Consider the following 18,885-nt stretch of genomic DNA (forward strand, 5'->3'; position numbering starts at 1 on the left):
CCTCTTAGATTGCGGCGGCCAGTCTACATAACTCGTCGTGAAAACTTTCAGTCATTTTCATCAAAAAGTGTGAACCGGCTCAAATTAGAAGTTTTGACGAACAGAAAAGCCCTCATCCCTGAAGATGATGACTTTACAGGTGTTACGGGCAAATTTAGTTCGTCAGCTATTGCTGGTCAGATTCTGATAAATCGTCTTGTGTCTGGCCGAGTTGCGCCAGTTCCAACAATGCGTATCGGTGTTCAACAAAGTTATTGACGTTGTTGGCCACCGCCAGTTTGAACAACGCTTTCGCGTCGTCCTTCTCCCCCAGACTTAGGTAGTACTTACCTAAATAGAAGTTGGTTTCACTGAGATGTTCAGCGAGCGAGGTGTTATCCGTTGCGTCCGCCTTGAGACTTTCCATCAACGTTTTCTCGTTGATATCTCCAAGGTAGAACTCGACAATATTCCATCCCCATTGGTCTCTGACCGCTTTGTCATGACGCTGTTGAAGCGCGACTTTTGCCTTGTCGGCATCCATCTCACGTTCAGCCAGATAGAGCCACAGACTGCGGAAAGGATCGTTAGGATCGTCTTGATAAAACGCCAGCAGATCATCTTGCGCTAACTTGTATCGACCGCCGTAATAGAGGGCGATACCACGGTTTAAATGCGCATAGTTGTAAGTTGGATCAAGCTCAAGTACAGAATCGAACGCTTCATAGGCGGCATCAAAGTTGCCCGCCTGCGTTAAATATATGCCTAAGTAGTTAAACACTTCGGGCATATCTGGTCTTATAGACAGCGCTTGCGAAAAATCGTTCCGCGCTAATGCCCGCAGACCTAAACTATCATACAACACTCCGCGCTCATATAACAGCTGTGCGCGTTCATCATCGGTGAGAGCGCGACTGGCAAGTATTTGTTCCATGCGCGCCAGTATCACTTCCTGCTGCAGTGTGGGCTGTAACGGCACTGCAAGAACTTCGTTCTTACGCCAATTGGAGTTGCTGCATCCTGCCAGCGTTAAAGCTGTCGCAACAAAACACCAGCGCAGAAAAGGCTTCATTTCCCACTCCCGAATACAAACATTGGGATAACCATCCTGTCATCCGCCTGCTGTGCACAAGGATTCCCGCCCTCGCGATGACACAAACGCCCCTCTCTGCCAGGCAAAGAGGGGCAAATCAGCAACGACTTATTCAGCGGCAGGTGTGGTCACCGCTGCAGCTTCTTCAGCCTGCGGCTTAGATTCTGTCGCTTCTTTGATGCTCAGACGTACGCGGCCCTGGCGATCGACTTCCATCACCTTAACCGGCACTTCCTGACCCATCTGCAGATAGTCAGTCACTTTCTCAACGCGCTTATCGGCGATTTGTGAAATGTGAACCAGACCTTCTTTACCACCGCCGATGGCGACGAAGGCACCGAAGTCAACGATACGGGTCACTTTACCACTGTAAATGCGGCCCACTTCGATCTCTGCGGTAATCTCTTCGATACGACGGATCGCTTCTTTCGCTTTCAGACCATCGGTCGCAGCGATTTTCACGGTGCCGTCATCTTCGATTTCGATCGTTGTGCCGGTTTCTTCGGTCAGTGCACGGATCACTGAGCCGCCTTTACCAATCACATCTTTGATCTTGTCAGAGCTGATCTTGATGGTGTAAATGCGCGGTGCGAATTCAGAAATCTCAGTACGTGGCGTGCTGATAGCCTGTTCCATAACGCCCAGGATGTGCAGACGCGCACCCTTAGCCTGGTTCAGCGCTTCCTGCATGATTTCACGCGTGATGCCTTCGATTTTGATGTCCATCTGCAGCGCGGTGATACCTTCACGGCTACCGGCTACTTTGAAGTCCATGTCGCCCAGGTGATCTTCGTCGCCCAGGATGTCAGACAGAACAACAAACTTCTCATCTTCTTTCACCAGACCCATTGCAATACCTGCAACAGCGGCTTTGATTGGCACACCCGCGTCCATCAGCGCCAGTGAGGCACCGCAGACAGAGGCCATTGAAGAGGAGCCGTTAGATTCGGTGATTTCAGACACCACACGCACGGTGTAAGGGAAATCTTCCGCCTTTGGCATAACCGCTAACACACCGCGTTTCGCCAGACGACCGTGACCAATTTCACGACGCTTCGGCGAACCGACCATGCCGGTTTCACCGACAGAGTACGGAGGGAAGTTGTAGTGGAACAGGAAGCTGTCAGTGCGCTCGCCCATCAGCTCATCCAGGTTCTGCGCATCGCGGGTGGTACCCAGCGTTGCTGTTACCAGCGCCTGCGTCTCACCACGGGTGAACAGGGATGAACCGTGAGTACGTGGCAGCACGCCAGTACGCACGTCCAGACCACGGATCATATCCTTTTCGCGGCCATCGATACGCGGCTCGCCGTTCAGGATACGGGTACGAACAACGTTCTTTTCCAGGCTATGGACGATGTCGCTGATTTCAGCGCTATCCAGCGTCTCATCTTCAGCCAGCAGCGCAGCAATGGTTTCGTCTTTGATGACGCCAACCTGCGTGTAACGCTCCTGCTTGTCGGTGATGCGGTAAGCATCGCTGATGCGCGCTTCTGCCAGTGCAGCAACGCGTGAAATCAGTGGGGTGTTGGCGGCTTCTGGCTGCCAGTCCCAGCGTGGTTTGCCCGCTTCAGCAACCAGCGCGTTGATGTTTTCAATAACCACCTGCTGCTGATCGTGGCCAAAGACCACGGCGCCCAGCATCTGCTCTTCTGACAGGATCTCAGCTTCAGATTCCACCATCAGAACGGCATTCTGCGTACCGGCAACCACCAGGTCCAGACGAGACTGTTTCAGCTCATCCGCTGTCGGGTTCAGAACGTATTGATCGTTGATGTAACCAACACGCGCAGAACCGATTGGGCCATTGAACGGCAGACCCGAGAGTGACAGCGCGGCAGAAGCACCGATCATAGCAACGATATCAGGATGAACCTGTGGGTTTACAGAAACCACGGTCGCAATGACCTGAACTTCGTTAACGAAACCTTCCGGGAACAGCGGACGAATCGGGCGGTCAATCAGACGCGCAATCAGCGTTTCGCCTTCGCTTGGGCGGCCTTCACGACGGAAGAAGCTGCCTGGGATACGACCAGCAGCGTAGGTACGCTCCTGATAGTTCACGGTCAGTGGGAAGAAGTCCTGACCGGGTTTAGTTTTTTTCTGGCCGACGACAGTGACGAACACCGCGGTATCGTCCATGCTCACCATAACAGCAGCAGTTGCCTGGCGCGCCATCATGCCGGTTTCCAGCGTGACGGTATGTTGACCATATTGGAATTTGCGTACGATCGGATTCAGCAAAATCAAAGTCCTTAACTTCGGGGCAAGGCTATCTGTAGCCCGCCATTGATTACCAATCTCCAGCTGCATCCTCGCGACTAATGACAACCCTCGACCGCCCCTGCGGTAAAGCCTCTCATTAGCCGCGCGAAATTCTGCAAACTAAAGATCACACTAAGCAACAATACATCAGTTTGGCCCGGATTGCTGCCGATTGCTCAAAAAAAGGGGCCATAAAGGCCCCCTTTTCATGAAACTCGCACAAATCTGATCGTCTGCTGCACGCCGCGTTAATCGCTGCATGACGCCCTGACGACCCGATTTTTCAGACTTAGCGACGCAGACCGAGGCTTTCGATCAGGCTGCTGTAGCGCGCAACGTCTTTACGCTTCAGGTAGTCCAGCAGCTTACGACGCTGAGATACCATGCGCAGCAGACCGCGACGGCTGTGGTGGTCTTTTTTGTGCTCAGAGAAGTGACCCTGCAGATGGGTGATCTGCGCGGTCAGCAGGGCAACCTGAACTTCAGTTGAACCGCTGTCGTTAGCACCACGGCCATATTTAGCAACGATCTCTGCTTTAGCTTCTACGCTTAGAGACATAATAAACTCCGGTATAAAATGAATGTATGGGTGCCGATCTCTAATTCAGCATCCCGCTTTTAAAGCCGCGCTATTCTACTCTGCGCCCGATAGCAACGCAAATGCCCCATCAGCGAAAAGTGAAGGCACGACTTAATCCTGATACTCCACGACTAAGCGACGGGGTGCCAGACGGCCATCGTCGGCAATTTCAGCCATCCCGATGAACTTACGCGCCTCACCTTCGGACACCCTGACCAGCCCCTGCGCGGGCGCCTGACTGGCCTGAACCGGCTGACCCTGGCGGAAAAATGCAGCCACGGCAGGCGGGATGTTCACTTCCGGGAAATCGGACGCAGGACTGTCCATTGGCAACAGCAGCGGATCGAGCTGCGTTTCCAGAGGAATGCCGGCTTCTGTCGCTTCCGCCAGCAGGCTGTTGAGCTGTTCCAGCGTCACCATCCTTTCATACGGATAACGGGCAACCTGAACGCGACGCAGCATGATGACATGCGCTCCGCATCCCAGCTTCTCACCGAGATCGTCAATGATGCTGCGGATATAGGTGCCTTTCGAGCAGTGAATTTCCAGCTCCAGCTCGTTATCCTGCCAGCGAATAAACTGCAGTTCGTAGACCGTGATTGGACGCGGTTCACGCGCAATCTCAATGCCCTGACGCGCATATTCATACAGGGGACGTCCCTGATGCTTCAGCGCCGAAAACATTGAGGGCACCTGCAGAGTCTCACCGCGGAAGCTCTCCAGCGCGCTGTCGAGGTCGGCCTGACTGAAGGTGACCGGACGTGTCTGAACGAGGTTGCCATCGGCATCTGACGTGTCGGTCCGCTCACCCAGCCGCGCAATCACGCGGTAGCGCTTGTCGGAATCCAGCAGATACTGTGAAAACTTGGTCGCTTCACCCAGGCAGATCGGCAGCATGCCGGTTGCCAGCGGGTCAAGCGCGCCGGTATGGCCTGCGCGGTTAGCGTTAAAGATACGCTTCACCTTCTGCAGGACATCGTTCGACGAGACGCCTTGCGGCTTATCCAGCAGCAACACGCCATGGACGTCGCGGCCGCGACGACGCGGACGACTCATTACGCCTCCTCGTCATCGCCGGTGGCGTCAGAGCCACGGCGCTCGGCATCGTTTTTCACGACGCTTGTGACGAGATTGGACATGCGCATCCCTTCAACCAGGGAGTTGTCGTAGAAGAACGTCAGCTCCGGCACGATACGCAGACGCATCGCTTTACCCAGCAGAATGCGGATGTAGCCTGACGCTTCTTTCAGCGCTTTCAGACCCTGTTTTACCGCGTCCTCATCCTGGTCATTCAGGAAAGTGACGAACACTTTTGCGTAGGCGAGATCGCGTGACACTTCAACGCCTGATACGGTGACCATCATGCCCAGACGCGGATCTTTGATCTCACGCTGCAGGATCATCGCAATCTCTTTTTGCAGCTCTTGTGATACGCGCTGCGGGCGACCAAATTCTTTCGCCATCATTATTTCTCCCAAATAATTCGGGAGGCCAGAGGCCTCCCAAATTGCAACACATCAGCAGTCGATTACTCGATGGTGCGTTTAATTTCGATGATTTCAAACACTTCGATCATATCGCCAACGCGAACGTCGTTGTAGTTCTTCACGCCGATACCGCACTCCATGCCGTTACGCACTTCGTTAACGTCATCTTTAAAGCGACGCAGGGATTCCAGCTCGCCTTCGTAAATCACCACGTTATCACGCAGGACACGGATTGGGTTGTGACGCTTGATGTTACCTTCCGTCACCATACAACCGGCAATCGCGCCAAACTTCGGTGATTTGAACACGTCGCGGACCGCAGCCAGACCGATGATCTGCTGTTTGTACTCTGGTGCCAGCATACCGCTCATCGCCGCTTTTACTTCGTCAATCAGGTTATAGATGACGGAGTAGTAGCGCAGATCCAGGCTTTCTGCGTCAATGACGCGACGCGCAGAGGCATCGGCACGCACGTTGAAGCCCAGGATGATGGCGTTAGAAGCAGCCGCCAGGGTCGCATCGGTCTCGGTGATCCCGCCCACGCCTGAACCGACAATCTTCACCTTCACTTCGTCGGTAGAGAGTTTCTGCAGGGAGTCGGAGATCGCTTCCACAGAACCCTGAACGTCCGCTTTCAGAACGATGTTCAGTTCAGACACTTCGCCTTCGGTCATGTTGGCAAACATGTTCTCAAGCTTAGATTTCTGCTGGCGAGCCAGTTTAACTTCGCGGAATTTGCCCTGACGATAGAGCGCCACTTCGCGTGCTTTCTTCTCGTCACGTACCACGGTCGCTTCATCACCCGCAGCCGGCACGCCGGAGAGGCCCAGAATCTCAACCGGGATAGACGGACCCGCTTCCATGACTTCGCGACCCAGTTCATCGCGCATTGCACGAACACGGCCATATTCGAAGCCACACAGGACGATGTCGCCTTTGTTCAGCGTACCTTCACGAACCAGCACGGTTGCAACCGGACCACGACCTTTGTCGAGGAACGATTCGATAACCACGCCGCTCGCCATACCGGCACGGATAGCCGTCAGCTCCAGGACTTCCGCCTGCAGCAGGATAGCGTTAAGCAGGTCATCAATGCCGGTACCCGCTTTCGCAGAGACATTAACGAACATGTTTTCGCCGCCCCACTCTTCCGGAATGATTCCGTACTGGGTCAGTTCGTTTTTAACGCGATCCGGATCCGCTTCTGGCTTATCGCACTTGTTCACCGCAACCACAACCGGCACTTTGGCCGCTTTGGCGTGCTGGATAGCTTCGATGGTCTGAGGCATCACGCCATCGTCTGCGGCAACGACCAGGATAACGATATCGGTCGCCTGCGCACCACGTGCACGCATCGCGGTAAACGCGGCGTGGCCCGGGGTGTCCAGGAAGGTGATCATACCGTTGTCGGTTTCAACGTGGTAAGCACCGATGTGCTGAGTAATGCCGCCCGCTTCGCCAGAGGCGATTTTGGTCGAGCGGATATAGTCCAGCAGTGAGGTTTTACCGTGGTCAACGTGACCCATGATGGTAACCACCGGCGCGCGAGCTTCCTGCGCGGCATCGGTGTCACGATCGTCCATTACCGCCTCTTCCAGCTCGTTTTCACGACGCAGGGTCACTTTGTGGCCCATCTCTTCTGCGACGAGCTGTGCGGTTTCCTGGTCGATGACCTGATTAATGGTCGCCATCGCGCCCATTTTCATCATCGCTTTAATGACCAGAGAACCTTTCACCGCCATTTTGTTCGCCAGTTCGGCTACGGTGATGGTTTCGCCAATCACAACATCGCGGTTCACGGCCTGAGCGGGTTTGTTGAAGCCCTGCTGCAGTGCGCTTGGTTTACGATGTTTGCCACCTTTACCGCCACGAACCTGTGCACGCGCTTCTTCGCGGTCAGTTTTCGCTTCGGAATGTTTGTTGCCTTTTTTCGCCGGACGCGTTGCTTTCGCCGTGGTACGCGCACGCGCACGGCCAGCTTCTACCTGACGGTCGTTTTCATCTTCCGCCTGACGGGCATGGGTTGAAGTGGTGACGTGATAGTCGCCTTTATCCTCTTCTTCCGGCTTTTCCCACTCGGCTGATTTCTCTTCAGCCAGACGGCGGGCTTCTTCGGCTACGAGGCGGGCCGCCTCTTCGAGCTTACGGCGAGCTTCTTCTTCAGCTTTACGCTTCAGTTCAGCTGCTTCAGCTTCGCGACGGGCTTTGTCAGACTGCGCAGCCCTGGTCACTTCGTCGGTAGGTTGATTTGTCACTTTGTCATTTTCCGCTGCTGCACGTTTGGCCTTCTCAGCGGCTTCGCGCCTGGCTTTATCTTCGGCTTCACGTTGCGCTTTCTGTTCAGCTTCGCGACGGGCTTTCTCTTCAGCCTCGCGTTGCGCCTGCTCTTCCGCTTCACGCTGCGCCTCGGCTTCAGCTTCTGCCTGAGCTTGCTCAGCCTCTGCATCACCCTTCACATAGGTACGCTTTTTGCGGACTTCAATTTGCACCGATTTACTTTTACCCCCGGTGCCTGGAATATTCAAGGTGCTGCGCGTTTTACGCTGCAGCGTCAGCTTAGCTGAACCGACCTGACCGTGTTCACGGTTCAGATGAGATAGTAAGGTTTCTTTCTCTTGCTGGGTCACGGCGTCATTTTCAGACTTAGGGATCCCCGCATCAGCAAATTGCTGTACCAGGCGATCGACCGGAGTCTGAATTTCTGCGGCCAGCGATTTTACGGTTACATCTGTCATGCTGTTCCTTCCTGTTATTACGCGTCATCGCCGAACCAGCAGATATTACGTGCGGCCATAATCAGCGCGCCGGCTTGTTCATCAGACAGGCCTTCAATATCCGTCAGATCGTCAACACCTTGCTCAGCGAGATCTTCCAGCGTGCAAACGCCTTTCGACGCCAGGCGGAACGCCAGCGCACGATCGAGACCTTCAAGGTTCAGCAGGTCCTCAGCAGGATCCTGATTACCAAGGCTCTCTTCTTTCGCCAGTGCCAGGGTGGTTAACGCATTTTTTGCTCGTTCACGCAGGGCTTCAATGGTCTCTTCGTCGAGGCCGTCGACTTCCAGCAGCTCGTTGATAGGCACATAGGCCAGCTCTTCCAGCGAGGAGAAGCCCTCTTCCACCAGTACGGTGGCGAACTCTTCGTCGATGTCGAGATGTTTCGTGAACATATCGATCGCTGCATGTGCTTCAGCCTGATGCTTAGCCTGCAGATCATCGACGGTCATCACGTTCAGCTCCCAGCCACTCAGCTGTGATGCCAGACGCACGTTTTGGCCGTTACGGCCGATCGCCTGAGCCAGATTGCCAGCTTCGACGGCGATATCCATGGTGTGGTTATCTTCATCAACCACGATTGACGCCACATCGGCCGGGGCCATGGCGTTGATAACAAACTGCGCCGGGTTATCGTCCCAGAGCACGATATCGATACGCTCGCCGCCCAGTTCGCTGGAAACAGCCTGAACACGCGCGCCGCGCATGCCCACACAGGCACCCACCGGATCGATACGTTTGTCGTTGGTTTTGACTGCAATTTTCGCACGCGAACCCGGATCGCGGGCAGCGGCTTTAATTTCAATCAGTTCTTCGCCAATTTCTGGCACCTCAATGCGGAACAGTTCGATCAGCATTTCCGGTTTGGAACGCGTTACGAACAGCTGCGCGCCACGCGCTTCCGGGCGAACGGAGTAGAGCACGCCACGGATACGGTCGCCTGGACGGAAGTTTTCACGCGGCAGCATGTCTTCGCGCAGAATGACCGCTTCAGCATTGTTGCCTAAGTCGAGGGAGATATTGTCGCGGTTAACTTTCTTCACCACGCCCGTGATAATTTCGCCTTCCTGCTCACGGAACTGATCAACCACCATGGCGCGCTCAGCTTCGCGCACTTTCTGCACGATGACCTGCTTAGCGGTCTGGGTGGTGATACGGTCAAAGGTGACCGATTCAATCTGATCTTCGACATAATCGCCCAGATTGAATGCTTCATCTTCGAAGCGGGCCGCATCCAGCGTGATCTCGCGCGTCGGCTGAGTCACCTCTTCTACGATTTCCCAGCGGCGGAAAGTATCGAAGTCGCCACTGCGGCGATCAATGCTGACGCGTACCTCAATTTCCTGCTCGTACTTTTTCTTGGTCGCAGTCGCCAGCGCGCTCTCCAGCGCTTCGAAGATTTTCTCACGCGGCAGGGCTTTTTCGTTAGAAACGGCTTCTACAACAGCTAAGATCTCTTTGTTCATCCTGGTTAGCCTCAATCCGGACTTTTAAAAGTGGGGGACCAGGTTCGCTTTCTGAATATTACTCAGCGCGAACACTACATCGTTACCCTCAACATGCACCGTGATCATCTCGCCATCAACTGACTTGATGATTCCCTGCCATTTACGGCGGTTCTGAACGGCCATACGCAGCACCAGAGTCACTTCCTCACCCATAAAGCGGGTGTAGTGTTCTGCGGTAAACAGAGGACGATCGAGTCCCGGTGAAGAGACTTCAAGGTTGTAAGGCACGGTAATGGGATCTTCTACATCCATTACGGCGCTTACCTGGTGGCTGACATCGGCGCAATCATCGACATTGATGCCATCTTCACTATCAATATAGATGCGCAGAATAGATGTGCGACTACGAACGAATTCAATACCAACCAGTTCGTAACCCAGCGCTTCTACCGGAGCCGATACCAACTCTGTCAATTTTTGCTCTAATGTGGACAAGCCCACCCCCAAGACATAAAAAAAGGGCCTATAGCCCAGTATTACGATTCGCTAATAACAAAAAACCCCGAATATTCGGGGCTTTTAGTCACTGGACCCTGTCTGCCGCAATGCGGCCCGGACTCCATCCAAAGAATTTTCTTTCAAAAATCAGCCGTGAATGCGTCCGTCGATGCACACAGTATATTTGAAAAATAACTCAAAGGGAAAGTGGTTGCGGGGGCCGGATTTGAACCGACGACCTTCGGGTTATGAGCCCGACGAGCTACCAGGCTGCTCCACCCCGCGTCCGAAAACGTGGCGAATATTACGCCAGACCTGCATAAAATGCAAGTGATACTACGATTTGGTACCGAGGACGGGACTTGAACCCGTAAGCCCAATCGGGCACTACCACCTCAAGGTAGCGTGTCTACCAATTCCACCACCACGGCACTACACTGACCACAACGATGCGTTGTGTTGACGACCTTACTTAGGAATATCGCTGCCCGGTGTAACCGGTTGAGCTGGCTTTTCAGTCTGTTGAGAAGACTGCGCCGGCGCAGAAAGATTTTCCCACTCGCTTCCTTTCGAGGCTTTATTGCTGTTCAGATTACCCAGAACCAGGCTGATGATGAAGAACAGAGCCGCTAAGATGCCAGTTGTGCGCGTCAGGAAGTTACCTGAACCCGAAGAACCAAACACCGTACCGGATGCGCCTGCACCGAATGAGGCTCCCATATCAGCGCCTTTGCCTTGCTGCAGCATGATCATGCCTACGAGGGCGATCGCTACAATAAGGAAAACAACTAAAAGAGCTTCGTACATATTCAACCTGTTCCTTGCACGATAATCGTACAGTTAAAGCTTCAGCCAGTATTGATGGGGAGTCTCGTCATCACCCATCAGAAGCGGGTGTGAATACTAACCAAAGGCGCATAGCTCTGCAAGTGCAATTTTCACCACCTAAACTGATTGCAGAAAAAAGCGCCATCCCGGTGATTTTACAGGCAGTTCAGCCTGCTGCGAACTGCCTGCAGGCGTTTTAAACCGCCTTGACCTGGTCGGCGATCAGATTAGCCAGCTCTGTTACCTTCGCCTCATCCTCGCCCTCAACCATCACCCGAATCAACGGCTCAGTGCCTGACTTACGCAGTAACACGCGTCCGCGCCCCGCCAGGGCTTTTTCCGCCTCTGCCGTTGCGGCTTTGACCGCCTCGCTTTGCAGCGGATCGTGCTCACCGGCAAAGCGGACGTTAACCAGCACCTGTGGCAGCATCTTCATGCCGCTGCAGAGGTCGTGCAGGCTCATGTGGTTACGCACCATCGCAGTAAGTACTTGCAAACTTGCAACGATACCGTCGCCGGTGGTGGTTTTATCCAGCAGGATAACGTGACCGGAGTTCTCCGCGCCGAGACGCCAGCCCTTCTCCTGCATCTTCTCCAGCACATAGCGGTCGCCCACTTTGGCGCGGGTAAACGGGATGCCGAGCTGCTTCAGTGCCAGCTCCAGGCCCATATTACTCATCAGGGTGCCGACCACGCCACCGCGCAACTGACCCTGACGCAGGGCTTCACGCGCGATGATATAGAGGATCTGATCACCGTCCACTTTGCCACCCAGATGGTCAATCATCATGATGCGATCGCCGTCGCCATCATAGGCCAGGCCGATATCCGCCTTCTCTGCCAGAACACGCTGCTGCAGCAGTTTGAGGTCGGTCGCCCCACACTCTTTGTTGATGTTCATGCCGTCCGGCTGAACACCGATGGCAATCACGGTCGCCCCCAGCTCACGCAGCACATTCGGCGCGATGTGGTAGGTGGCCCCGTTGGCACAGTCGACCACAATTTTCAGGCCATTCAGATTGAGTTCGCTGGGGAAAGTGCCCTTACAGAATTCGATGTAACGTCCCGCGGCATCGACGATGCGGCTGGCACGGCCTAACTGCGCAGACTCCACGCAGGTAATCGGCTTCTCCATCTCCAGCTCAATCGCTTCCTCGACATCATCCGGCAGCTTTGTCCCTTCGGAAGAGAAGAACTTAATGCCGTTGTCATCAAACGGGTTATGCGAGGCAGAGATCACAATGCCCGCCTCGGCGCGGAAGGTGCGGGTCAGGTAGGCAATGGCCGGGGTCGGCATCGGGCCGGTAAAGGCCGCCGTCAGGCCCGCCGCGGCGAGCCCCGCTTCCAGCGCTGATTCCAGCATGTAGCCTGAGATACGCGTATCTTTTCCGATGATGATCTTCTTTGAACCGTGGCGCGCCAGCACTTTCCCGGCGGCCCAGCCCAGCTTCAGGACGAAATCGGGGGTAATAGGGGCTTCACCGACTTTGCCGCGAATGCCATCTGTACCGAAATATTTGCGATTACTCATGTTTATCCTTTTGCTCTTCGGGTCGCTTCGACCACGCGCATTGCTTCAGCCGTCTCTTTCACATCATGCACGCGAATAATCTGCGCGCCCTGCATGGCTGCAATCACCGCGCAACTCAGGCTGCCGGTTAAACGCTGTGACGGGCCGACATTTAACAGCTGGCCAATCATTGATTTACGGGACATTCCCACCAGCAGCGGCAGGCCGAAGTGGTGAAAATCGCCCAGATGGGCCAGCAGTTCATAATTGTGGCTGAGATTCTTACCGAAACCGAAGCCCGGGTCGAGTATCAGCCGTTCTTTTTTGATACCCGCCGCTTCACAGCGCGCAATCTGCTGAGCGAAGTAAGTGTCCACTTCGCTTAAAATATTGTCGTAAGCGGGAGCCTGCTGCATGGTGCGGGGTTCGCCCTGCATATGCATCAGACAGACGGGCAGATCGGTCGCCGCGGCCGCCTCCAGCGCGCCGGGTTCAGAGAGCGAACGCACGTCATTAATGATGTGAGCACCCACTCGCGCGGCTTCGCGGATAACCTCTGCTTTAGAGGTGTCCACGGAAATCCAGACTTCGAACCGCTGGGCAATGGCATCGATGACGGGAATGACACGCTCCAGCTCCTCTTCCACACTCACCTCATCCGCGCCCGGACGGGTGGATTCTCCGCCAACATCAATGATGGTGGCTCCTGCATTGACCATCTCATTGGTATGGGTCAGTGCATCGACCAGCGCGTTATGTTTACCCCCGTCAGAAAAAGAGTCCGGCGTGACATTCAGAATGCCCATCACATGAGGAAAAGATAAATCGAGATGGGAATCACGGGCGAACAACTTCATGGCGGAAACTCCTTACGGGTCACTATCCGGATGTAAAAAACCCCGGACCAGCCGGGGTTTTGTCTGACGAGATAACGTCTTATTTATTGTACTGCTCTGACATGGTGTTGCCTGGGTTTGGCGTACGCGGTTCATCGACCGGACGCGGCGCCTTCGGCGTACCGTTGCTGTCTGAGTTGCTGCCGGGATCTTCCCAGCCCGCTGGCGGACGCACTTCACGGCGCGCCATCAGGTCGTCGATCTGCGGTGCGTCGATGGTTTCATACTTCATCAGCGCGTCTTTCATTGCGTGAAGGATGTCCATGTTCTCACCCAGGATGCGACGGGCACGCTGGTAGTTGCTGTCGATCAGGTGCTTCACTTCCTGGTCGATGATACGGGCCGTTTCATCAGACATGTGTTTTGCTTTGGCAACAGAACGGCCAAGGAACACTTCACCCTCTTCTTCTGCATAGAGCAGCGGACCCAGTTTGTCCGAGAAGCCCCACTGCGTGACCATGTTGCGTGCCAGGTTGGTCGCGACTTTAATGTCGTTCGACGCACCGGTAGAAACATGTTCTGCACCGTAGATGATCTCTTCTGCCAGACGACCGCCGTACAGGGTCGAGATCTGGCTTTCTAGTTTCTGACGGCTGGCGCTGATCGCGTCGCCCTCAGGCAGGAAGAAGGTCACACCCAGCGCACGGCCGCGTGGGATAATCGTCACTTTGTGCACCGGATCGTGCTCTGGCACCAGGCGACCGATGATCGCGTGGCCCGCTTCGTGATAAGCCGTCGACTCTTTCTGCGATTCGGTCATGACCATAGAGCGACGTTCCGCACCCATCATGATCTTGTCTTTGGCTTTTTCGAACTCAACCATCGACACCACACGCTTGTTGGAACGGGCTGCAAACAGTGCGGCTTCGTTGACCAGGTTGGCAAGGTCAGCACCGGAGAAGCCAGGCGTACCACGCGCAATGATGGCGGCATCGATGTCGGTTGCCAGCGGCACACGACGCATATGCACTTTCAGAATCTGCTCACGACCACGGACATCAGGCAGACCCACCACAACCTGGCGGTCAAAACGACCTGGACGCAGCAGCGCCGGGTCCAGTACGTCAGGACGGTTCGTCGCGGCGATAACGATGATACCTTCGTTACCTTCGAAACCATCCATCTCCACCAGCATCTGGTTCAGCGTCTGTTCACGTTCATCATGACCCCCGCCTAAACCGGCACCACGCTGACGACCGACGGCGTCGATCTCATCGATAAAGATGATGCAGGGCGCGGCTTTCTTGGCCTGTTCGAACATGTCGCGCACACGGGATGCACCGACACCGACAAACATTTCCACAAAGTCAGAACCGGAGATGGTAAAGAATGGCACCTTCGCTTCACCGGCAATCGCTTTTGCCAGCAGGGTTTTACCGGTTCCCGGTGGCCCCACCATCAGCACGCCTTTAGGAATTTTACCGCCCAGCTTCTGGAAACGGCTCGGCTCACGCAGGTACTCAACCAGCTCACCCACTTCTTCTTTCGCTTCGTCACAACCGGCTACGTCAGCAAAAGTGGTTTTAATCTGGTCTTCCGTCAGCATGCGGGCTTTGCTTTTGCCGAAGGACATCGCGCCCTTCCCGCCGCCGCCCTGCATCTGACGCATAAAGAAGATCCACACACCGATCAGCAGCAGCATCGGGAACCACGAAATGAAGATGGAAGCCAGCAGGCTCGGCTCTTCCGGCGGTTCGCCAACCACTTTGACGTTTTTGGTCAAGAGGTTATCGAGCAACTTAGGATCGTTGACAGGAATGTAGGTGGTGTATTTATTGCTGTCTTTTTTAATAACGTTAATTTCACGCCCGTTAATACGTGCCTCGCGGACCTGATCCTGGTTCACTTCCGACAGGAAGGTTGAATAATCAACCCGACGGCCATTCGACTCGCTGGGCCCAAAGCTCTGGAATACTGACATCAGCACGACCGCGATGACTAACCAGAGAATCAGGTTTTTCGCCATGTCACTCAAGGGATTAACCTCATATTACAACGGTGTTAACAGATAGCGTAGGGTACTATAGATCCTGCATACATGGAATCGCAGCTCAGCTGCGGACAACTCCAGCAATTTGGTTATAGTTTGCGCCCAGTCGCCACAATGTACACTTCACGTGAACGTGACCGTGAAGCGTCCGGCTTACGAATTTTCACTTTCGTAAACAGGGAGCGAATTTCCCGCAGGTATTCATCGAAGCCATCTCCCTGAAACACTTTCACTACAAAACTTCCGCCGGGTGCCAGGATATCCCGACACATCTCCAGCGCCAGCTCGACCAAATACATCGACCGGGGAATATCTACGGCAGGTGTACCACTCATATTCGGCGCCATATCGGACATGACAACCTGAACTTTCTCTTCACCAACGCGCTCAAGCAGCGCATTGATCACCGATTCTTCACGAAAATCGCCCTGAAGGAAATCGACACCGACTATCGGATCCATTGGCAGGATATCACAGGCAATGATGCGCCCTTTGTTCCCGATTTGCTGTACAACATACTGCGACCAGCCACCGGGTGCAGCACCCAGATCTACCACGGTCATACCGGGTTTGAAAAGCTTGTCACCCTGTTGTATTTCATCAAGTTTAAACCAGGCACGCGAACGCAACCCTTTTTTCTGCGCCTGAAGTACATATTTATCGCTAAAGTGTTCCTGAAGCCAGCGGCTCGAGCTGGCCGAACGCTTTTTACCCGTCATAATATTTCCAGTTAAATCGTCATCGTAGCGATAAACCTGCACGCAGTGGGTTGCGCCGATTTGGTGATATACCCGAGATGGCGGTAGAATGAACCGTTTTCAATCCCTGAGTAAGTAAAAAACTACGATGAATCTAAGTACCAAACAAAAACAGCACCTCAAGGGCCTCGCCCATCCGCTCAAGCCGGTCGTTATGCTGGGTGGCAATGGCCTGACTGAAGGCGTGCTGGCCGAAATCGAGCAGGCTCTGTCGCATCACGAACTGATCAAGGTGAAAATCGCCTCGGAAGATCGTGAAACGAAACAGCTGATCGTTGACGCTATCGTGCGTGAGACCGGTGCCAGCAACGTACAGGTGATCGGCAAAACGCTGGTGCTGTATCGCCCCTCTAAGGAGAGCAAAATTTCTCTGCCACGCTAAGTGGGCAAAGAAAGTGCCATGCTCCCACCTCAGATAAAAGGCCGCATTGCGGCCTTTTTCCTTTCTTTACATTGTGCTTTAACGCTTTTCAAAGCGTAGCAACACTTTAAAGGTATTCCACCTTCAGGATCTCATACTCAACGTCGCCGCCTGGGGTTTTAATGATGGCGACTTCATCCGCCTCTTTGCCCACCAGGCCACGCGCCATTGGCGAATTGACAGAAATCAGATTTTGCTTAAAGTCCGCCTCGTCATCGCCGACGATGCGATAAGTCGCCTCTTCGTCGGTTTCGATATTCAGCACGGTTACCGTTGCGCCAAAGATCACGCGTCCGGTTTTAGGCATCTGCGTTACGTCGATAACCTGCGCATTAGAGAGTTTGGCTTCAATCTCCTGAATGCGGCCTTCACAGAAACCCTGCTCTTCACGCGCAGCGTGATATTCCGCGTTCTCTTTTAAATCGCCATGTTCGCGTGCTTCAGCGATAGAGGCGATAATGCGCGGGCGCTTCACGGTTTTCAGCTCGTTCAGCTCTTCGCGCAATCTTTCAGCGCCTCTCAACGTCATCGGAATCTGATTCATTTAAGCTCCTCGCCATCTTTCCTGTTTAACGGTGTCATCCTGACTGGTGACTGCAGAAAAAAGCGTTCTGCGGCGCATTAGCCCGTTTTTTGCAAATAAAAGAATCCTGACCCGGAGATGCTTCCAGGCCAGAAAAGAGTTTTGCAATTTGATACGTATTTTACCCCAGAGTTCCCTGCGGGTCATCGTTTACTTTGCACCGCCCAGCGACGTAGTATTGACGCCCTCACCTGCCAGTTACCGCGAGATTATGCGATTTTCACGACTTGTTACCGGATTAAGCTGCGCATTTATGCTGCAGGCACACGCAGCGCCAGTTGATGAATACATGCAGTACCTGCCAGACGGCGCCAATCTGGCGCTGATGGTGCAGAAAGTGGGCGCATCAACCCCGATCATCGATTACCACGGCAAACAGATGGCCCTGCCCGCCAGTACCATGAAAGTGGTGACGGCGCTCGCGGCGTTGCTGGAACTGGGCGGCGATTACCGTTTTCAGACCACCTTTGAGACCCGTGGCTCTATCGTGGATGGCACGCTGAACGGCGATTTAGTCGCCCGTTTCGCCGGCGATCCCACCTTAAGCCGCCAGGATCTGCGCAATATGGTGGCGGCAATAAAGAAGCAGGGCATTAACCATATCAAAGGCAACCTGGTGATTGATACCTCCGTGTTTGCCAGTCACGACATGGCACCGGGCTGGCCGTGGAACGATATGACCCAGTGCTTCAGCGCCCCGCCAGGGGCCGCCATTGTGGATAAGAACTGCTTCTCGGTGTCGCTCTACAGCGCCAGTTCGCCGGGCGAAAACGCGTTTGTCCGCATCGCCTCCTACTATCCGGCACACATGTACAGTCAGGTTCGCACCCTGGGCCGCAACAGCGGCGAAGGACAATATTGCGAACTGGATGTGGTTCCGGGTGAACTGAACCGTTATACCCTGACCGGCTGTATGCGTCAGCGTGCAGAGCCGCTGCCGCTGGCCTTTGCCGTGCAGGATGGCGCGGCCTGGGCGGGCGAGATCCTCAAGGCGGAACTGCGCGCGTCAGAGATCGACTACAGTGGCCATCTGGTTCGTCAGACACAGGTCACCGAACCGGGCACCGTGCTCGCCTCCACCCAGTCTGCGCCGCTGCATACCCTGCTGCACACCATGCTGAAGAAGTCAGACAATATGATTGCTGATACGGTGTTCCGCACCATCGGCCACCACTACTTCAATGTGCCTGGCACGTTCCGCGCCGGTCAGGACGCCGTGCGCCGCATACTGAAAGCCAAAGCCAACATCGATATGGGCAACAGCATTCAGGTGGATGGTTCCGGTCTGTCACGCCATGACCTGATCTCGCCGCAGACCATGATGCAGGTTTTGCAATTCATTGCGAAGAATGACAATACGCTGGATTACATTTCGATGCTGCCGCTGGCGGGTTATGACGGCACGCTGCAGTATCGCGGCGGGCTGCATGAAGCGGGACTGGATGGCAAAGTCTCGGCGAAAACCGGTTCCCTGCAGGGGGTCTATAACCTGGCGGGCTTTATCACCACCTCCAGCGGTGCGCGGGTTGCCTTTGTCCAGTTCCTCTCCGGCTATGCGGTTCCGCCAGAGGATCAGCGTACCCGCCGTATTCCGCTGGTCCGTTTTGAGAGCCGGCTCTACCGCGATATCAATCAGAACAACTGATCCGCGCGTAACAAAAAACGCAGCGGGTCATCGACCTGCTGCGTTTTAATCATCTTCTCCGGACGGCGTTGCGACAGCCTCTCCCCCGTTCAGTCACGGCGGCCAGCCTTCTCCCGACCCGGTTATTACT

Annotated in this window: 17 protein-coding genes and 2 tRNA genes; 2 read left to right on the plus strand and 17 right to left on the minus strand. The window is 54.6% G+C overall.

Annotation, left to right across the window (positions count from 1 at the left end; genetic code table 11):
* Nucleotides 1–4: 4 nt before the first annotated feature.
* The 16 genes from yrbN to rlmE all read right to left on the minus strand — a co-directional run bounded on the left by yrbN (nucleotide 5) and on the right by rlmE (nucleotide 16,067).
* The gene (gene yrbN, locus FJW00_RS22715) at nucleotides 5–61 is read right to left on the minus strand and encodes a protein YrbN (RefSeq protein WP_098053093.1); all 57 of its coding nucleotides are present in this window, start codon (nucleotides 59–61) and stop codon (nucleotides 5–7) included.
* Between the two features lie 105 nt (nucleotides 62–166).
* Nucleotides 167–1,051, minus strand: a complete 885-nt coding sequence (gene nlpI, locus FJW00_RS05300) for a lipoprotein NlpI (protein WP_140923227.1) — start codon at nucleotides 1,049–1,051, stop codon at nucleotides 167–169.
* Between the two features lie 129 nt (nucleotides 1,052–1,180).
* Nucleotides 1,181–3,316, minus strand: a complete 2,136-nt coding sequence (gene pnp / locus FJW00_RS05305; protein WP_058957631.1) for a polyribonucleotide nucleotidyltransferase — start codon at nucleotides 3,314–3,316, stop codon at nucleotides 1,181–1,183.
* Between the two features lie 310 nt (nucleotides 3,317–3,626).
* Nucleotides 3,627–3,896: a 30S ribosomal protein S15 gene (gene rpsO, locus FJW00_RS05310; RefSeq protein ID WP_003851063.1), complete on the minus strand. Its 270-nt coding sequence runs from the start codon at nucleotides 3,894–3,896 to the stop codon at nucleotides 3,627–3,629.
* 132 nt (nucleotides 3,897–4,028) lie between these two features.
* The gene (gene truB / locus FJW00_RS05315; RefSeq protein WP_009092406.1) at nucleotides 4,029–4,973 is read right to left on the minus strand and encodes a tRNA pseudouridine(55) synthase TruB; all 945 of its coding nucleotides are present in this window, start codon (nucleotides 4,971–4,973) and stop codon (nucleotides 4,029–4,031) included.
* The gene (gene rbfA / locus FJW00_RS05320; protein ID WP_009092407.1) at nucleotides 4,973–5,380 is read right to left on the minus strand and encodes a 30S ribosome-binding factor RbfA; all 408 of its coding nucleotides are present in this window, start codon (nucleotides 5,378–5,380) and stop codon (nucleotides 4,973–4,975) included. The genes truB and rbfA overlap by 1 nt, the downstream gene beginning before the upstream one ends.
* Before the next feature lie 65 nt (nucleotides 5,381–5,445).
* Complete coding sequence (infB, locus tag FJW00_RS05325; RefSeq protein WP_009092409.1) at nucleotides 5,446–8,139, minus strand: translation initiation factor IF-2; 2,694 nt, start codon at nucleotides 8,137–8,139, stop codon at nucleotides 5,446–5,448.
* 17 nt (nucleotides 8,140–8,156) lie between these two features.
* Nucleotides 8,157–9,644, minus strand: coding sequence for a transcription termination factor NusA (nusA, locus tag FJW00_RS05330; RefSeq protein ID WP_009092410.1), 1,488 nt, complete (start codon nucleotides 9,642–9,644; stop codon nucleotides 8,157–8,159).
* Nucleotides 9,645–9,668: 24 nt separating this feature from the next.
* Nucleotides 9,669–10,121 (minus strand): ribosome maturation factor RimP, encoded by a 453-nt coding sequence (gene rimP, locus FJW00_RS05335; RefSeq protein WP_009092411.1) that lies wholly within the window; start codon nucleotides 10,119–10,121, stop codon nucleotides 9,669–9,671.
* A 211-nt stretch (nucleotides 10,122–10,332) separates the two neighbouring features.
* A tRNA-Met gene (locus FJW00_RS05340) sits at nucleotides 10,333–10,409 on the minus strand.
* A 59-nt stretch (nucleotides 10,410–10,468) separates the two neighbouring features.
* Nucleotides 10,469–10,555 (minus strand) — tRNA-Leu (locus FJW00_RS05345).
* A 37-nt stretch (nucleotides 10,556–10,592) separates the two neighbouring features.
* A complete protein-coding gene (secG, locus tag FJW00_RS05350) occupies nucleotides 10,593–10,931 on the minus strand; it encodes a preprotein translocase subunit SecG (protein WP_009092412.1) in 339 nt (112 codons plus the stop codon).
* 217 nt (nucleotides 10,932–11,148) lie between these two features.
* A complete protein-coding gene (glmM, locus tag FJW00_RS05355) occupies nucleotides 11,149–12,483 on the minus strand; it encodes a phosphoglucosamine mutase (protein ID WP_140923228.1) in 1,335 nt (444 codons plus the stop codon).
* Between the two features lie 2 nt (nucleotides 12,484–12,485).
* The gene (folP, locus tag FJW00_RS05360; protein WP_009092417.1) at nucleotides 12,486–13,319 is read right to left on the minus strand and encodes a dihydropteroate synthase; all 834 of its coding nucleotides are present in this window, start codon (nucleotides 13,317–13,319) and stop codon (nucleotides 12,486–12,488) included.
* A gap of 79 nt (nucleotides 13,320–13,398) precedes the next feature.
* Nucleotides 13,399–15,324, minus strand: coding sequence for an ATP-dependent zinc metalloprotease FtsH (gene ftsH / locus FJW00_RS05365; RefSeq protein WP_009092418.1), 1,926 nt, complete (start codon nucleotides 15,322–15,324; stop codon nucleotides 13,399–13,401).
* Between the two features lie 113 nt (nucleotides 15,325–15,437).
* Nucleotides 15,438–16,067 (minus strand): 23S rRNA (uridine(2552)-2'-O)-methyltransferase RlmE, encoded by a 630-nt coding sequence (rlmE, locus tag FJW00_RS05370; RefSeq protein WP_009092419.1) that lies wholly within the window; start codon nucleotides 16,065–16,067, stop codon nucleotides 15,438–15,440.
* Between the two features lie 127 nt (nucleotides 16,068–16,194).
* On the opposite strand from rlmE, the gene yhbY reads away from it, so the two are divergent.
* Nucleotides 16,195–16,488: a ribosome assembly RNA-binding protein YhbY gene (gene yhbY, locus FJW00_RS05375; protein WP_009092420.1), complete on the plus strand. Its 294-nt coding sequence runs from the start codon at nucleotides 16,195–16,197 to the stop codon at nucleotides 16,486–16,488.
* Nucleotides 16,489–16,594: 106 nt separating this feature from the next.
* Here the strand turns inward: yhbY and greA are convergent, their stop codons facing one another.
* Nucleotides 16,595–17,071: a transcription elongation factor GreA gene (gene greA, locus FJW00_RS05380; protein ID WP_140923229.1), complete on the minus strand. Its 477-nt coding sequence runs from the start codon at nucleotides 17,069–17,071 to the stop codon at nucleotides 16,595–16,597.
* A gap of 250 nt (nucleotides 17,072–17,321) precedes the next feature.
* On the opposite strand from greA, the gene dacB reads away from it, so the two are divergent.
* Nucleotides 17,322–18,755, plus strand: coding sequence for a serine-type D-Ala-D-Ala carboxypeptidase (gene dacB, locus FJW00_RS05385; RefSeq protein WP_009092423.1), 1,434 nt, complete (start codon nucleotides 17,322–17,324; stop codon nucleotides 18,753–18,755).
* Nucleotides 18,756–18,885: the final 130 nt, after the last annotated feature.

This window comes from Pantoea anthophila (assembly GCF_006494375.1).
In the GTDB taxonomy this organism is placed as follows: domain Bacteria; phylum Pseudomonadota; class Gammaproteobacteria; order Enterobacterales; family Enterobacteriaceae; genus Pantoea; species Pantoea anthophila.

Coding starts and splice junctions, on each gene's coding strand:
- nlpI (WP_140923227.1), bottom strand. CDS start 1,051: ATGAAGCCTTTTCTGCGCTGGTGTTTTGTTGCGACAGCTTTAACGCTG.
- rpsO (WP_003851063.1), bottom strand. CDS start 3,896: ATGTCTCTAAGCGTAGAAGCTAAAGCAGAGATCGTTGCTAAATATGGC.
- truB (WP_009092406.1), bottom strand. CDS start 4,973: ATGAGTCGTCCGCGTCGTCGCGGCCGCGACGTCCATGGCGTGTTGCTG.
- rbfA (WP_009092407.1), bottom strand. CDS start 5,380: ATGGCGAAAGAATTTGGTCGCCCGCAGCGCGTATCACAAGAGCTGCAA.
- infB (WP_009092409.1), bottom strand. CDS start 8,139: ATGACAGATGTAACCGTAAAATCGCTGGCCGCAGAAATTCAGACTCCG.
- nusA (WP_009092410.1), bottom strand. CDS start 9,644: ATGAACAAAGAGATCTTAGCTGTTGTAGAAGCCGTTTCTAACGAAAAA.
- secG (WP_009092412.1), bottom strand. CDS start 10,931: ATGTACGAAGCTCTTTTAGTTGTTTTCCTTATTGTAGCGATCGCCCTC.
- glmM (WP_140923228.1), bottom strand. CDS start 12,483: ATGAGTAATCGCAAATATTTCGGTACAGATGGCATTCGCGGCAAAGTC.
- folP (WP_009092417.1), bottom strand. CDS start 13,319: ATGAAGTTGTTCGCCCGTGATTCCCATCTCGATTTATCTTTTCCTCAT.
- ftsH (WP_009092418.1), bottom strand. CDS start 15,324: ATGGCGAAAAACCTGATTCTCTGGTTAGTCATCGCGGTCGTGCTGATG.
- rlmE (WP_009092419.1), bottom strand. CDS start 16,067: ATGACGGGTAAAAAGCGTTCGGCCAGCTCGAGCCGCTGGCTTCAGGAA.
- yhbY (WP_009092420.1), top strand. CDS start 16,195: ATGAATCTAAGTACCAAACAAAAACAGCACCTCAAGGGCCTCGCCCAT.
- greA (WP_140923229.1), bottom strand. CDS start 17,071: ATGAATCAGATTCCGATGACGTTGAGAGGCGCTGAAAGATTGCGCGAA.
- dacB (WP_009092423.1), top strand. CDS start 17,322: ATGCGATTTTCACGACTTGTTACCGGATTAAGCTGCGCATTTATGCTG.